18 protein-coding genes are annotated in these 14,322 nt (G+C 62.9%); 8 read left to right on the plus strand and 10 right to left on the minus strand.

What is annotated here, in order from left to right:
* Positions 1 to 12: 12 nt before the first annotated feature.
* Entirely contained in the window at positions 13 to 408 is a 396-nt protein-coding gene (locus ABDZ98_RS04890; RefSeq protein ID WP_160589310.1) for a nuclear transport factor 2 family protein, read from the minus strand.
* Between the two features lie 65 nt (positions 409 to 473).
* Here ABDZ98_RS04890 and ABDZ98_RS04895 point away from each other — a divergent pair, with 65 nt between their 5' ends.
* The 4 genes from ABDZ98_RS04895 to ABDZ98_RS04910 are packed head-to-tail and all read left to right on the plus strand — an operon-like array spanning position 474 to position 3,811.
* Positions 474 to 2,135, plus strand: a complete 1,662-nt coding sequence (locus ABDZ98_RS04895; protein ID WP_160589311.1) for a GMC family oxidoreductase — start codon at positions 474 to 476, stop codon at positions 2,133 to 2,135.
* The gene (locus tag ABDZ98_RS04900; RefSeq protein WP_160589312.1) at positions 2,132 to 2,521 is read left to right on the plus strand and encodes a nuclear transport factor 2 family protein; all 390 of its coding nucleotides are present in this window, start codon (positions 2,132 to 2,134) and stop codon (positions 2,519 to 2,521) included. The genes ABDZ98_RS04895 and ABDZ98_RS04900 overlap by 4 nt, the downstream gene beginning before the upstream one ends.
* A gap of 10 nt (positions 2,522 to 2,531) precedes the next feature.
* Complete coding sequence (locus tag ABDZ98_RS04905) at positions 2,532 to 3,281, plus strand: SDR family oxidoreductase (protein ID WP_160589313.1); 750 nt, start codon at positions 2,532 to 2,534, stop codon at positions 3,279 to 3,281.
* The gene (locus ABDZ98_RS04910) at positions 3,281 to 3,811 is read left to right on the plus strand and encodes a DUF3237 domain-containing protein (protein ID WP_160589314.1); all 531 of its coding nucleotides are present in this window, start codon (positions 3,281 to 3,283) and stop codon (positions 3,809 to 3,811) included. The genes ABDZ98_RS04905 and ABDZ98_RS04910 overlap by 1 nt, the downstream gene beginning before the upstream one ends.
* A 97-nt stretch (positions 3,812 to 3,908) precedes the next feature.
* On the opposite strand, the gene ABDZ98_RS04915 is transcribed toward ABDZ98_RS04910, so the two are convergent.
* Together ABDZ98_RS04915 and ABDZ98_RS04920 are read right to left on the minus strand one after the other, a co-directional pair.
* Complete coding sequence (locus ABDZ98_RS04915; RefSeq protein ID WP_160589315.1) at positions 3,909 to 4,469, minus strand: nuclear transport factor 2 family protein; 561 nt, start codon at positions 4,467 to 4,469, stop codon at positions 3,909 to 3,911.
* An 88-nt stretch (positions 4,470 to 4,557) separates the two neighbouring features.
* Positions 4,558 to 5,313: an SDR family NAD(P)-dependent oxidoreductase gene (locus ABDZ98_RS04920; RefSeq protein WP_160589316.1), complete on the minus strand. Its 756-nt coding sequence runs from the start codon at positions 5,311 to 5,313 to the stop codon at positions 4,558 to 4,560.
* Positions 5,314 to 5,547: 234 nt separating this feature from the next.
* Between ABDZ98_RS04920 and ABDZ98_RS04925 the strand changes: the two genes are divergently transcribed.
* Positions 5,548 to 6,054, plus strand: coding sequence for a DUF1097 domain-containing protein (locus ABDZ98_RS04925; protein WP_160589317.1), 507 nt, complete (start codon positions 5,548 to 5,550; stop codon positions 6,052 to 6,054).
* A 112-nt stretch (positions 6,055 to 6,166) separates the two neighbouring features.
* Here ABDZ98_RS04925 and ABDZ98_RS04930 read toward each other — a convergent pair whose 3' ends face one another.
* The 5 genes from ABDZ98_RS04930 to nov2 form a co-directional block, all read right to left on the minus strand.
* Positions 6,167 to 7,129 carry a DUF8021 domain-containing protein gene (locus ABDZ98_RS04930; protein ID WP_160589318.1) on the minus strand — a complete coding sequence of 321 codons (963 nt, stop codon included), beginning with the start codon at positions 7,127 to 7,129 and terminating at the stop codon, positions 6,167 to 6,169.
* A complete protein-coding gene (locus tag ABDZ98_RS04935; protein ID WP_160589319.1) occupies positions 7,126 to 7,578 on the minus strand; it encodes a hypothetical protein in 453 nt (150 codons plus the stop codon). Before ABDZ98_RS04935 ends, ABDZ98_RS04930 begins: the two co-directional genes overlap by 4 nt.
* On the minus strand, positions 7,575 to 8,078 hold the full coding sequence (locus tag ABDZ98_RS04940; protein WP_202385885.1) for a hypothetical protein: 504 nt from the start codon (positions 8,076 to 8,078) through the stop codon (positions 7,575 to 7,577). Before ABDZ98_RS04940 ends, ABDZ98_RS04935 begins: the two co-directional genes overlap by 4 nt.
* Positions 8,075 to 9,094 carry a hypothetical protein gene (locus ABDZ98_RS04945; protein ID WP_160589320.1) on the minus strand — a complete coding sequence of 340 codons (1,020 nt, stop codon included), beginning with the start codon at positions 9,092 to 9,094 and terminating at the stop codon, positions 8,075 to 8,077. The genes ABDZ98_RS04940 and ABDZ98_RS04945 overlap by 4 nt, the downstream gene beginning before the upstream one ends.
* A gap of 96 nt (positions 9,095 to 9,190) precedes the next feature.
* Positions 9,191 to 10,675, minus strand: a complete 1,485-nt coding sequence (gene nov2, locus ABDZ98_RS04950; protein ID WP_160589321.1) for a lignostilbene-alpha,beta-dioxygenase NOV2 — start codon at positions 10,673 to 10,675, stop codon at positions 9,191 to 9,193.
* 128 nt (positions 10,676 to 10,803) lie between these two features.
* Here nov2 and ABDZ98_RS04955 point away from each other — a divergent pair, with 128 nt between their 5' ends.
* Genes ABDZ98_RS04955 through ABDZ98_RS04965 form a run of 3 tightly spaced genes read left to right on the plus strand, consistent with a single transcriptional unit; the run spans position 10,804 to position 12,254 of the window.
* Positions 10,804 to 11,337 (plus strand): MarR family winged helix-turn-helix transcriptional regulator, encoded by a 534-nt coding sequence (locus ABDZ98_RS04955; protein WP_337190122.1) that lies wholly within the window; start codon positions 10,804 to 10,806, stop codon positions 11,335 to 11,337.
* Positions 11,337 to 11,768 (plus strand): nuclear transport factor 2 family protein, encoded by a 432-nt coding sequence (locus ABDZ98_RS04960; protein WP_160589322.1) that lies wholly within the window; start codon positions 11,337 to 11,339, stop codon positions 11,766 to 11,768. Before ABDZ98_RS04955 ends, ABDZ98_RS04960 begins: the two co-directional genes overlap by 1 nt.
* A gap of 39 nt (positions 11,769 to 11,807) precedes the next feature.
* The gene (locus ABDZ98_RS04965; protein ID WP_160589323.1) at positions 11,808 to 12,254 is read left to right on the plus strand and encodes a VOC family protein; all 447 of its coding nucleotides are present in this window, start codon (positions 11,808 to 11,810) and stop codon (positions 12,252 to 12,254) included.
* A gap of 95 nt (positions 12,255 to 12,349) precedes the next feature.
* Here ABDZ98_RS04965 and ABDZ98_RS04970 read toward each other — a convergent pair whose 3' ends face one another.
* Together ABDZ98_RS04970 and ABDZ98_RS04975 are read right to left on the minus strand one after the other, a co-directional pair.
* Positions 12,350 to 13,054, minus strand: a complete 705-nt coding sequence (locus tag ABDZ98_RS04970) for a VIT1/CCC1 transporter family protein (protein ID WP_160589324.1) — start codon at positions 13,052 to 13,054, stop codon at positions 12,350 to 12,352.
* A gap of 10 nt (positions 13,055 to 13,064) precedes the next feature.
* On the minus strand, positions 13,065 to 14,282 hold the full coding sequence (locus ABDZ98_RS04975; protein ID WP_160589325.1) for an MFS transporter: 1,218 nt from the start codon (positions 14,280 to 14,282) through the stop codon (positions 13,065 to 13,067).
* Between the last annotated feature and the right edge of the window lie 40 nt (positions 14,283 to 14,322).

Consider the following 14,322-nt stretch of genomic DNA (forward strand, 5'->3'; position numbering starts at 1 on the left):
AGCGCCATGCACTCAGGGAACGATGGCGCACCCAACGCTGGCAATCTTTCCGTCCTCCAGATGGTAATGGATATACTGCCGCATCTCCTGCACGTCGCCGTTGGCGATGGGGAAGAACTGCTGCATTCCGTGTGCATCCAGGATCTCGCGGGTCAGGTCACGGTAGGCCTCTATCCGGATCACCCCCTCCACCGCAGCCAGTTCATCGCTGCTGGCGAATTTCTCGACCACGATGGTTTCATGCACATAGCTGTGGAGGAAGCTGTAGAATTCGCGCAGCTGGTCGCGCGTGGTGATCTTGATCCCGAAAAATTCCATGCGCGGATTCTCGGCGTAGAAGTCAAACACGCCATCATAATCGCGGGCATTGAAGGCCGCGGCATATCGTTCGTAATCTTCGCGCGTCATGGTTTCCCTCCCTGTGCTTGCGCACCATAGTAACGAGCGTTAGCAAGGCGGCAAGGGAGACAGGAATGGCCGAGGCGCAATTCGATTACATTGTCGTTGGCGGGGGCAGCGCGGGCTGCGTCATGGCCGCGCGGCTGAGCGAGGATGGCAAGAGCAACGTGCTGCTGCTGGAAGCCGGCGGGCGCGACGATCACCTCTATCTCAAGATGCCGCTGGCCTTCCTGAAAGCCATGCCCGATCCGCGTTTCAACTGGAAATACTGGACCGAGGAAGAGCCGCATCTGGATGGCCGCCGCATGCCCATGCCGCGCGGAAAGGTGATGGGTGGTTCCGGCTCCATCAACGGCATGTTCGCCATGCGCGGCCATCCGGCGGATTATGACCAGTGGGCGCAAATGGGCGCACGCGGCTGGAGCTATGCCGACTGCCTGCCCTATTTCCGTAAGCTGGAAGACAGCTGGCGCGGCGATGGCGCCTATCACGGCACGGGCGGACCGGTGGCGATCCAGCCCATCGTCAGCCCGCATTTGCTGCATGAAGAAATGATGGCCACGGCCAAGGCGGCTGGCTTTGCCACCAGCGACGATTTGGCAGGCGCTGTGCCCGAAGGGTTCGCACGCGGTGAGCAGACCGTGGATGCGCGCGGACGCAGGGTCAGCGCGGCCACCGCCTATATCAAACCCGCGCTGGGCAGGCGCAATCTGGATGTCCGTTCGGGCGCGCAGGTGCGACGCGTGGTGTTTGAAGGCAAGCGCGCGATTGGCGTGGAGATCGATTCCCCCGGCGGCCCGCAGCTTGTCCGCGCTGCGCGGGAGGTGGTCCTGTGCGGCGGCACCTATAACTCGCCGCATCTGCTGATGCTGTCGGGCATCGGGCCTGCCGCCCATTTGAAGGCGCACGGGATCGATGTGCTGCATGACAGCCCCGGCGTGGGCCGCAATCTGCAGGAACATCCCACCGCATCGCTGGAATGGAATGCGAAGGACAAGACCACCTTCCTCACGCAGTTGCGCTGGGACCGGATCCTGCTCAACTCCGCCAAATGGATGCTGACCGGCAAGGGCACGATGGCCAGCCAGGTGAACAGCTGCAACGTGGTGATCCGCACCGCGCCGCATCTGGAGCGGCCCGACCTGCAGATCATGGTCAACCCGATCCGTTTCGACGCCGCACCGTGGTTCCCCGGCATCAAGGCCGAGCAGGAGCATGTGTTCTGGGCCGGGCTGGTGCAATTGCATCCGCAGAGCAGGGGCTGGGTGGAGCTGAAAAGCGCAGACCCGATGCAGGAAGCGGCCATCACGCTCAACATCATGGCCGAGGAGGCCGACCGCGAGCAGATGCGCCGCGCCATCCGCACCGCCCGCAAGATCTATACCACGCCGCCGATGGGCAATCTGCTGGCGGACGAGCGTGGCCTGAGCGCCGGCAAGGAAAGCGATGAGGAGCTGGACGCGTTCGTGCGCGCCACCTGCTATACCGCGCAGCATCCCACCAGCACCTGCGCCATGGGCATGGGTGAGCAATCGGTGGTGGATGAAGCCTGCCGGGTGATCGGGGTGGAAGGCCTGCGCGTGGTCGATGCCAGCGTCATGCCCACCGTGCCCGGCGGCAATACCAACCTGCCCACCATCATGGTGGCGGAAAAGGCGGCGGACATGATGCGCGGGCAATCGCTGCCCGCTGCCGAACTGCCGCCCACAAAGCCGGAAGGAAGGGCAGCCGCATGAACCGCACTGCCGGCGAGGCTGCCAATCTGCAACTGGTGCTGGACATGTTCGCCCATGTCCTCAACCCGATGGATTCATCTGCGGTCGACCGCTTCATTGCGCCCGGCTACATCCAGCACAATCAGGCTGCCGAGCCGGGGCGGGAGGGGCTGAAGAAGTTCCTCGACATGATCCGCGAGGCCACGCCCGAGGCGGTGCACGATGTGAAGCGCGCCTTTGTGGATGGTGACCATGTGACGGTGCATTACCATGTGCGCCGCTGGCCGGATGACCTGGGCTGGGCGGTGATGGACATCTTCCGCATCGAAGACGGCATGATCGCCGAACACTGGGACGTGATGCAGGATGTTATCGAGGGCGGGCCGAATCCGGCATCCCCCTTCTGAGGAGAGATTGATGCGTTTCGAAAACAAGATCGTGCTGGTGCTGGGCGGCAACAGCGGCATGGGGCTGGCCGCTGCGCAGGCATTCGCGGCAGAGGGTGCAAAGGTTCACCTGACCGGCCGCAATCAGGATACGATCGATGCGGCAGTGGCCTCCATTCCCGGCTCTACCGGCTATGCTTCCGACATTGCCGATGTCGCCGCGACGCAGGATGTTGTGGCCAAGGTCGAAGCTGCCGACGGGCGGATCGATGTGCTGTATATCAATGCCGGCGTGGGCGGTTTCGCTCCGCTGGAAGCCATCACCGAAGATGACTGGGACCACATCCATTCGATCAATCTGAAAGGCTGCGTATTCGCCCTGCAAAAGGCGGTGCGGATCATGGGCAAGGGCGGCTCCATCGTCGTAACCGGCTCCATCGGCGCACATGGCGCGATAGAGGCCAATGGTGCCTATGGTGCGGCCAAGGCTGGCCTGGCGATGGCGATGAAGATTTTTGCCAAGGAGCTGGTGCCGCGCGGCATCCGCCTCAACATGGTCAGCCCCGGCCCGATCGACACCCCGCTGCTCTATCGCAATCCGGGCATGAGCGATGAGCAGATCGAAGGCCTGAAAAAGATGATGATCGACAACATCCCGATGCACCGCATGGGGACGAGCGACGAAGTTGCCAAGGCCGTGCTGTTCCTGGCGAGCGAGGACGCCAGCTTCATCACCGCCGCCAATCTTTTCGTCGATGGCGGATTACTGGAGTTACGTTGATGAGCAATTTTTCCGACACCACGCCTTTCGCCAAGCCCTACTCGGAGCTGGACAATCCCCGCCTTGAGCTGGTGATGGAAGTGCGGCTGCAATTTCCGGAAGTCTATTCGATGGCGCCTCTTCCCGGCGGCGGTATGCGCACGGCGGTGCTGGTGCAGGGCGGCACGTTTGAAGGGCCGTTGCTGAAGGGCAAGGCGGTCCCCGGATCGGGCGGCGATTATGCCTATTGGCGCGGTGACGATGTCTCCTGCCTCGATGCGCGATATCTGCTGCAGGAGGACGATGGCACCACCATCATGTTGCAGAACCGCGGCTTCCTGTGGGGCCGCAAGCCAGACACTATGGCCCGCCTGCGCGACTGGGCCTTCAACGATGGCGAGCCCGTTCCGCATGACGAATATTACCTGCGCAGCCAGACCACCTTCGAATGCGCGGCAGGCAAGCATGACTGGCTGACCAAGCACGTGTTCATCGGCGTGGGCGAGCGCAAGAGCGACGGCAACCGGTTGCGCTATTACGCGCTGACCTGAGGGCGTTGCGGCCGGGATCGGACTGGGAGGAGATCGCCTACCCGGCCCAAGAACCCGGCCCAAGAACCCAGCCCGAGAACCCGGCCTAAAAACCGCTCTAGAAGCTGAAATCCAGCCGCGGGGTCCAGTTTTCGTACTGGCCTTCGGGCAGGCCGCTTTCGGCGATGACGACGCGGTGGGTGAACAGCCATTTGCCGTCCACCTTCTGCAACTTGTCATATTCCCGGCCCTGTTCCACCAGCACCGGAGGGGCGCTGATTTCGGCGTTGCGGATACCGGTCCACAGGAACTGGGCGGTGGCGTGGTCGCCATCCACCCTGATCACCGGATTGGACAGGATCATGTGGAACTGCCCGCCACCGTTGGAGGCGCTTGTCTCGTCCTCGCCTATGCCTGCATAGATCGCCTCGATCTCCTCGCGGCCATTGGCGACAAGGCCGTTGACGTCGAAGATCGCGTCTTCGGTGAAGTAATCGCCAAATGCGCTCGCTTCGCCGCCGCCCAGATGGGCGTAATATTCGATCACCATATCCTCAATCGCGACGCGGTCCATCACGGCCTGGGTTTCGCTGTCGACGTCGGCCGAGACGTCAATGTCGGCGCAGGCGGATAGGGCCAGTGCTGCAATGGCAGTGGCGGTAATGGCATGGAATTTCATGAAACAAGTCCTCCCCGGCGCGGATCATGTCACTGCGCGCAAACAATGCAAGCCAATCCGTCGCGCATTATAACCAAATTGGTGAAAATCAGTAAACCCATTTACCGGAAACGCCCATCGCGTCCTGCAATTCGGGCGAATAGATCGCAAGTTCCTGCCCGATGAACGGATCGGCGCCTGATGTGCACAGGAAGGCAATCACCTGCGCGGGATCTTCAGGCGGCAGCATCTTGTCCGCCGGTGGCAGCATTTCCCTGGGCAGGCCGCTGTTCTGCAATCCGGCCTGCATGTCTGTGTCCACGACACCCGGCTGGAAACCGAATGTGCGAATGCCGCTGTCGCGATATTCCACGTCAATCGCCCGTGTCGCCATGTTGAGGCCAGCCTTGGTGATGCAATAATTGCCCATCCGGGGGAAGGCACGCATGGCCAGCCCGGAGGAGATATTGATGATCGTCCCGCCGCCACTTTCCAGCATCCGGGTGATCGCCAGCTGCGCCGTCTGGATCGCAGCGATCAGGTTGACCTCGATACACTCGGCGATCTCATCGGGCGGTGTTTCATGCAGCGTGGCGAAGCCTCCGCCCAGGGCGGCGTTGTTCACCAGCACGTCGCAGCCCTCGGCGATGACCGCGGCCATCGCAGCGGTGTCGCGCACGTCGCAGGCGTGGCCGGTCACATTGGCGGGGTGGCCCAGCTGGTCCAGCGCGCGCTCCACGGCTTGCGCGGTGCGTCCGGTGAAGGCCACCTGCGCCACTTGCTGCGCCAGCAGGCGGACCGTCTCCAGCCCCACGCCGCGCGTCCCGCCTGTCACCACTATGCGTTTGCCGGTCAGATCGCTCATCTGTGTATCTCCTCGCCCATCGGAATACCCATCCGAATACATGGCCGCGCGCCGGGCGACAATGCGCCGCGGTGCTGCCAATCCAGCGCCAGCATGCGGCTTATCCACTAGGTAGCTTTACGGCTTGGAAAGCATGCAGTAGATTTCCCCGCCTGCGTCCGGATGGGGAACGCCGCCAACAGTGCGGGACCGGGGCAGCTTTATAATAAGAATTGTTTTGGGGAGGGAGTTTTCATGTCTGCATATCTCGCACTTGCCTTGTCTGTCGGTGTTCTGGCCGTACTCGACACCTGGCTGTTCGTTAGCCCGTTGGCGACAACGGCGCTGGCCGGACTCGTCTGGATTTCTTTCATCGCCTGGGGTTGCCACTTCCATTCCGGCGGCGGAACCAAGGGCACGGCCACCACGCTTGCCTGCATGAGCTTTGGCGCGGTTGTCGGCATGGCGGCAGTCATGGCAGCAGGCGGCCCGCTGGCTGCTCTGGGCGGTCTGGCGGCACCTGTTGCAGTGGGTGTTGGCGCGGCGGTTATCTGCCTTGCCAGTGCCGTATCCATCCTCTCCACAATCCCGGCCAGCGTCTATGGCTTTGCCTCCATTGCCGGCCCGATCCTGTTGCAGGACCGCTCTCCCACAGAGGCGCTGTTCCCGGTTATCGGCGCCATCGTGATTGGCGCGGCATTCGGCTATCTGTCCGAAACCTTCGCCAATGCGATGACCAAGAAGGGCGCTGCCGCCGAATAGGCCAGAGCGTCCCCAGGGACATGAAAAAGGGCGGGGAGGCATGTGCCTTCCCGCCCTTTTCATTGCCCGGCAATGGCCGGCGTATCAGCGCCCGAAGCTTGGTTTTCGAAACTCAATGTTCGAAGCTGTGCGCGGACTGATAGGGCATGACGATGCCCAGCGCCTCGATCTCGTGAATCGCGCCGCCCCAGACCTTGTAGATGTGGATGGCGGGCATATCGAATTCGTTGAAGCGGCTCATGTCCCGCTCGGTGAACCACGGCACGCCGATCAGCGGAGTGGTATCTTCCGCCATGTCATGGTGGAAATGGCTCATGCCCCAGACAAGGCCGGTCACCGGATCGGCAATCTCGACACGGCGGTTTTCGATCGTGTCGATATATTCCCACATGTTGGTGTCCATCTGCGCGGCGCAGCCCAGGCCGCCCAGATAGGTGAACTCGCTGTCACTGAACATCATCCCTGGCCGGGTGAAGCTGTTGCGCGCGGTCTGGAAGCCATTTTCATGGCGCACGCAGTCATCGGCCATGTTGGAGAAGCGCGAATTGTTGGAATCCAGCGCATCGTAATAGGACCGGCCCAGCCACAGCAGGCGGCTGCGCGAATCGACATAGGCCTCTGGCACCGGCATCAGGATCTGCGCCCGCGGGGCCTGCAGATTGGCCAGCTGGGCTTCTGACAGATTGCGCGCGATCAGGTGCTCCGCTTCCGAGATAACACCCGCCTCGTTCAGCTTCAGGCGGATGCCGACCAGCACGGGTTCATCGCCTTCCACCATCATCTTGAGCAGGCCGACCTGCTGGCTGATGGGATCGGCAACGTGGATGGCATAGTCATCATCGCCATCGCCGGTAATTGTGTCGAATGCGCCTTCGCCCGCGCTGCTGGGGGCGAGGTTTTCCATCACCACCGCGCCGCGTGCCCATTGCACCGCGCCGGGCTCATCCGCGATCAGCGCATCGGCATAGGCATCGGCCAGTGCGATCAGGCAGTCACGGTCGCAATTCTGTGCGGCAGCAGGTGCGGCCAGTGACATCGCCGCCCCGGCCAGCAGCGTGGCTATCAACTTGGTCATACTTGTTTCTCCCCCTTGATGACGACATCTGAAAATTGCGGGCGCAGGCTATGCTGCGCTTCCCCGCGGAAAGTCAGCAGCGGCCAGAAATACTGGCGCCAGCTCCACGCCAGATAGGCGGTGCACAAGAAGGTCAGCGCGCCGGCGATGAAGGTTCCGCGCGCGGGTTCGAGCACCCAGTTGTAATAGACCACCACGAAGTTGATCGGCACCAGCGCCAGCACGCTCAACGGCATGAAGCGGTTGAACAGCAGAGTGATGCCCAGCACGCATTCGGCGGCCTTGACCCAGGTGAACAGGCCGCTGTCGATCAGCGCGACGGTGAAATCATGCGACGCCGGAACCTGCCCCAGCCGCTGGTTATCCGGGTACAGGAAGAAGTTGAAACCGGCATAGATGAACCATGCCGCAGTGAACAGGCGAACGCCGTGATAGAGCCAGCGCATCATACGCTGCGCTCGTCCACCTGCTGCCGGGGCAGGCGGCTGTTCATCGAATAATCGGGAAGGCCGCGCCAGGTAAACAGGCCCCAGAAATAATGCCGCCACGGCCATGCCAATATGGCGTTGAAGACGATGGTGAGGATGCCGAAGGTCCATTCGACCATCCCTTCATCCAGCACGAAATTCCAGTACACGATCACCACGTTGATCGGCACCAGCGCGATGATGGTCAGCGGCATGGCGCGGTTGGCCAGCAGGGTCAGGCCCAGCACGATCTCCAGCACCTTGACCCAGTCGAACAGGCCGCTGGCCATCAGGGCAAGGGTGAAATCGATCGCCGCAGGCTCATCCCCCAGCGGCTGCAATTCGGGCCAGAAGAAATGCATCAGCCCCGAAAACAGCCACCACGCTCCGAAGATCAGCCGCGCGGTATGATAGACCCAGCGAAACACCGGCCCGCGAACATCGCTCAGCGCCGCGACCTCCGCGCCAGCCCCCTCGTTCACTCATCGCCTCCTGACTCGCGTGAGGCCCATGCGGCCTCGCGCTCGGCGGCAAAGCGGGGGGATGTGGAGGTGATATAGCCGCGCACCTGCACATTACCCTCATGGCAGGCATATTCGAACATGCCGTAATCGGAATCGCGCAGCCACGGCAGGTCCAGCTTGTAGCTGCCTTCCATCACCAGCGGATCGCTCACCCACGCCTCGTAATGGATCTGGTCGGGATTCCTGATCGTCAGATGCTCGGTCACATGCAGTTGTTCGCTGTTGGGAGCAGGGCCGGCAGACATGCCGGGGCGGAAGTTGGTGGTTTCGATCACCAGCGTGTCTCCTTCCCAGTGTCCGATCGAATAGCCCAGATCATATTGCATGTTGGCTGGCGGCGGGGACCGGCCATCCAGATAGACCATGCGCGTTTCGTGGATCATCTCCAGGCTGATGGCGACCAGTCCGGGAGACTGGAAGATCTCGATCCCGCCATTATAGGCGCCGGGCAGCATGGAACTGGGCAATCCGCGCGTCAGGCAGCGGTCGAAAATTCCGAAATCATCCATCGAATCGAACACCTCTGTGTTCCACGACGTGTGCTCGTTCGCGCGCAATTGCTGGCCCAGCGCGGTCAGCTGCGGGTAGCGGCCGTTTTCGGGTTCAACCACCATCGAATTCTGCCGCAGCGGATGGCCGCGTTCCGCCCAATGGCCCATCGACATCACGCCGACCTGAACCTCCTCGTCATAACGGTCCAGCTGGGCCTGCGCGTCAGCGAAGGCCTCGCGGTATTCCTCATCGGTCAGGAAGGCGCGGGTGCCGAAATGGGCGGGGCGTTCGCGCGGGGTCTGGCCCAGATAATCGACCGGCCATTTGCCGCGCAGGTCCGGATCGCCCCAGTCCGTGCGCGGCACTTCCCAGCCAGCAGGCGGCGCTTCAAAGCGCGCCTCCATCTGCGCGGCGTCCTGCGCCATTGCCGGCGCGCCGATGAATGCAAATGCCAGTGCGGCGGCGAAAACCTTGGTCCTCATCGCATATCTCCCCTCGGACGGAGTGTATGCCCTAGCTTTGCCATGACACAAGTCCCGTCGTGAAAGGCCCCGTCCAGAGGGAGCGCGCGGCGGGCATTACCGCACCTTGCTGGCATCAAGCCTTGCGCGGCTGACCCATGCGCCGTGGACCTGGCTGCGCAGGGCAAGGCCGGTCCTGATCTTGGCAATCGGGCCGTTCTCCACCGCGTCGGCCTCCACCACCCACAGCTCGCTGGAATAATCCGCCGGATTGCCTCCGGGCGGGCCATTGGGAATATCGACCACGGTCAGCAGCCAGCCGCCGTGGCCTTCCTGCGAAGAGGGGACATGCGCCGGTTCGCTGATGCCAGCGCCGGGCGGCACAGCCATCATCGTCAGGCGGCCATTACCCGGTTCGATTCGCAGCAGGGCGTTGAAATTGGCACCCACCGGACCACCCAGCATGGGTGGACCCTGCGCTTCGGGGTTCATGGAGAGATACCATGCGCGGTTATACGGACGGCCCTGATCGGCATCGGCAAGACGCGGCAGATCACCGGGAGGGCCAAGCGGGCGCTCCTCAATCTGCGGGTCGGCCTTGGACATGTCGATGGTCCAGCGGGTCAGCGCACCCTGGATGGACTGCTGATCGCGGTGGATGCCGCCCGCTTCGCGCATGAAGGAAAAGGCCACCGTGTCCGTCAGGCACAGGTCGATATGCACAAGGTCGCCATCGTCATAGGCGTTGACCTCGTGGAAGCAGGAGACGCCGACCGGCCCCTTGATCCACTGCATGTCCTCCACCTTGCCATAGCGCGGCATGATGGCGATCCAGCTTTCCAGATCCTGCTGGTGCGCCCAGTGCGCGCCGCCGGCCTTGATCCGGTCCAGATCGGCGGTGGTCGGGAAGATCGGCCAGATGGCGTATTTCTCGGTAATCACGAAGTCATGGATGGTGGCGATATAGGGCTGCTTGAACCACTGCTCACTCACCAGATTGCCGTCCTTGTCGGCAATGCCATAGGCGATGTCATCGCTGCACAGGCCGCCTGCCTCGTAACCGAAGAAGAACAACTCGCCCGTCTCACTGTCCACGCGCGGATGGGCGGTGAAGGTCTCTGATTTCAGCGCGCCGTAATAATCCCATTTGCCCACTGTCTCCAGCGTGTGCGGGTTGATCTCGTACCCGCGGCCATCCTCCTTGGTCATGAACAGGCGCCCGGCGTGCCATACAGGCGTGGTGTTGGCGAGCGTGCGGTCCACGCCCTTGACGCTGGGATCATCGGTGAAGGGATTGCGATATTTGCCAAACAGCGCGTGGCGGGCCTTCTTCTCGGCCAGATAGCGTTCCGTCTCGACATATCTGATGGCGAAATCCACCGCGCCATCGGTGAAGGTGAAAGCGGCGATCATGCCATCGGCATTGAGCGCGATATCATCCTCGAACATCGGCGCATGGGCGTTGTCCGGCACGGCGCGGAAAAAGGCACCCTCGATCTCGGCGGGGATTTCCCCTTCCACCGCCAGGTTGCGTACTGACATCTCGACGCGGCGCGGCGTATTGGTGCCGATGAAGTGAATTGTCTGCGGAAAGGCGTTCATGGCCTCTGGTCCTCCCAACTGATCCTGCGCGATGTGATGATTCATCTACAACGCTAACTCGTCAACAACGCTAACAGGTGTTACGGTTGGCGCAAACATACATTGATTGTGGTCAAGCGGGGGACAAGGTGCACGACAGCGCGCAGGCAAAGATGGAAGACCGGGTGGCGGCAGGCATGGACAGCAAGGGTGCGCTGCTGCACCGCTTGCTGAAGCTGACCAACCGGCTGATGGCGCCGTTCTCGACCCATCTGGCGCATCGCTATCGCATCTCCCTCAACGAATTCCGCCTGCTGATGACGATCGGCGCGCTGGGACGTACCGCCAGCCATGAAGTGGCGGAGATGACCGGCGTGAACGTGATGAGCGTCAGCCGAGCGGTGGCCACGCTGCAACGCCACGGGCGCGTGAAGGTGGAGCGCGATCCGGCCAATCGCCGCCGCAAATGGCTGACCCTGACGACCGAAGGCCAGCACCTGTATGAGGTGATGCGCCCGCAGAGTGAGAAGGTGGCCGATTATCTCTTTTCCGAAATGGTGGACAGTGACCTGGCCGCGCTGGAAGGCCTGGTCGAACGGCTGATCTCCCGGCTGGAGGCACGCGATGACAGCGGCCGATCGGTATTCCTGGAAGCAACCAAGCCTGACGAGGACGAAGCCTGATGCATATGGATGAACGCCGCGCGATCGAATGGGACTGCACCCGCCTGATCCATCAGTATGTGAACCTCAACGATGCGCAGGACTGGCATGCCGTGGCGGCGTTGTACACGCCCGACGCGCGCTTTGCCCGGCCCAGCAAGCCCGATGAATTCATCGAGGGGCGCGAGGCCATTCTTGCCAGCTTCACCGCACGGCCTCCGCGCGCCCAGCGCCATGTCATCGCCAATACGGTGGTCGATGTGGAAGGCCCCGCCACCGCGCGCGCCTTCAGCGTGATCGTGCTGTATATGGGCGATGTGCCCGAAGGCGGCGGCCTGCCGGTGCAGGATGCCAAAAGCCCGCTGATCGGCACGTTTACCGATCTGATTGTGAACACGCCCGATGGCTGGCGGTTCAAGCAACGCGTGGGCGGGCTGGACTTTCGCCCTTAGGCGGGCACCGGGAATAGGCGCAGGCGGGAGGCTGAACTGATGGTTCGCGTTGTCGGCATCGATCATCTCGCCATCCGCGTTTCCGACCTCGCGCGTTCCAGGCAGTTCTATGACCGGCTGCTCGGCTTCATGGGGTTTGAGCGCGAATGGGAATTTGGCGAAGTCGTCGGCTGGAACAATTGGGACACGATGTTCTGGATCACCCAGGCCGACCCTGAAGGGATGCGCCACCCGCACCGCACCGGCAATATCGGCTTCCATCACTACGCCTTCGAGCTGGAAAGCGCGAGCCAGGTCGATGATCTCCATGCCTTCCTGCTTGGTGAGGGGGTTGAAATCATCGATCCGCCCGCAGCCTATCCCAGTTACGGCGAAGGCTATTATGCGGTCTTCTTCCTCGACCCTGACGGACTCAAGCTGGAAGCCATGCACTTTGTCGAAAAGGACAAGCGCCGCGCGCGATTGGCGGCGGGCGGCAAGCCCTGAAGCTGCGGTGTTGGTGTTGGGCGGGAAGGGTGGTTGGTTGAAAGGCGGTCATCTATCCAAGAGCAGACATTCGCTCCTACACACACGCCACCCCTCTAACCGACCACAGCGCCAAACGCTTGCCCCACCAGAGCCGTGGCGACCATCGCCAGCACGCCCCAGAAGGTGACGCGCAGCACGGACGGGCCAAGCGGCGCGCCGCCTGCTCGGGCGCCCAGCGCGCCCAGTATGGCGAGGCAGATCAGCGACACCACGCTGACCACCGGAATCAGCATGGCCGCGCTGACAAAGGGCACCACGATCAGCGGGGCAGCGGCACCGGCGGTGAAGGTCAGCGCTGATGCCAGTGCTGCCTGCAATGGCTTTGCGGCGGTGGTGTCCGATATGCCCAGTTCATCCCTGGCATGCGCGGCGAGCGCATCATGCGCCATCATCTGATCGGCAACCTGCAAGGCGGTTTCGCGGCTGACCCCGCGCTGCTCATAGATTTGCGCCAGCTCCTCGCGCTCGGCCTCGGGCAATTCAGCCAGTTCGGCCTTTTCGCGGGCGAGATCGGCCTTCTCCGTATCGGATTGCGAGCTGACGGAGACATATTCGCCCGCCGCCATAGACATCGCCCCGGCGATCAGCGCGGCCATGCCCGCCACCAGCACGGCGGATTTGCCTGCATCTGCCGATGCAACGCCGACAATCAGGCTGGCGGTGGAGACGATACCGTCATTGGCCCCCATCACGGCGGCCCGCAGCCAGCCAATGCGTGAGACTGCGTGCGATTCCCGGTGGAGATGAAGTCTGCTCATGGCGTGTCTCCTATGCCTCGTCAGCGGCAACGCGCTCTTTTACCAGCAGTGCGCGTGCCACCAGCAGCGCCACCACCACGCACGCGAAGGCCGGGATCGCGGCCACGCCCAGGAACACCCGTGCAGGCACTTCGGCTGCCAGCATGGCAGCGCCCAGCGGCGGCCCGGCAAAGGCACCCAGCCGTGCCACCAGCACGCCCATGCCCACCGCACTGGACAGCAGCCTTGCGGGGAACAGATGCGCCGCCAGCCCCGGCAGCACCATGCCGCCTGCATTGGCGCCGCCTACTCCCACCATCAGCAACAGCGTCCAGCGCGTCTGATCGGGCGCGGTCAGTGCTATCGCGGTAAAGCTGGCCGCCATCGCGCCGAACATCAGCATCAGCGCCGGGCCCTTCTTCCAGTTGTCGAGCAGCAGGCTGAAGCCGATGCCGATGCCAAGGCCAGCCAGATTGGCCACGCCAGCGACACGCGCGGCATCATCCAGCGACAGGCCGGCCTGTGGCAGCACCGTGGGCAGCCAGGAATTGAGCAGATAGAGATTGAGCGCGTTCAGCCCCAGCATGGTGGCAAAAACGGCAAAGGGAAAAGCCCACGGCCGCGCGAACAGCACCAGCTGCGGCAATTTCGCTGCCGGCGCGGCATCCTCCTTGCTTGCCGCGCTTGCCGGAGCGCCGCCTTCAAGCACCAGCCACAGCACGCCTGCCAGCAACACCGCAAAGCCGCCGGGCACATAGAACAGGCCTTGCCAGCCCCATGCGGCGATCACTTCGGGCGCCAGCACGCCGGCGATTGAAAGCCCCAGCGGGATGCCCGCCGAAACCACCGCCATCACCGTGGCGCGCAGCCGTTCCGGTGCAAGCTCGCTCGACAGGGCGCTGACATTGGGCAGGCAGGCACCCAGCGCAAAGCCGGTAAGGAAGCGCCAGACAAGGAACATGGTGGTATCGTCGGCGGTTGCCGTGGCGATGGTGAAAAGGCCCGTGGCAAGGCAACCTGCAACGATCAGCGCCCGTCGCCCGAAGCGGTCACCCAGGGGTGCCAATGTGGCTCCACCCACGCCCAGGCCCACCAGAATGCCGGTCAGCACCCAGCCGAAACTGGCGGGCGCGATGCCCAGCGCTTCTTCCAGCCGCGGCACGGCAATGCCCATGGCGGCAATATCGAAGCCTTCCATGATGAACACGCCGCCAAGGAATATCAGCGCCACGATGCGGCTGTTGGTCATCCGGTAAATCTCCCCCACCCGATTCCCGGGCTTGTCCTGC

The organism is Alteraurantiacibacter aestuarii, assembly GCF_039523595.1.
GTDB lineage: Bacteria > Pseudomonadota > Alphaproteobacteria > Sphingomonadales > Sphingomonadaceae > Alteraurantiacibacter > Alteraurantiacibacter aestuarii.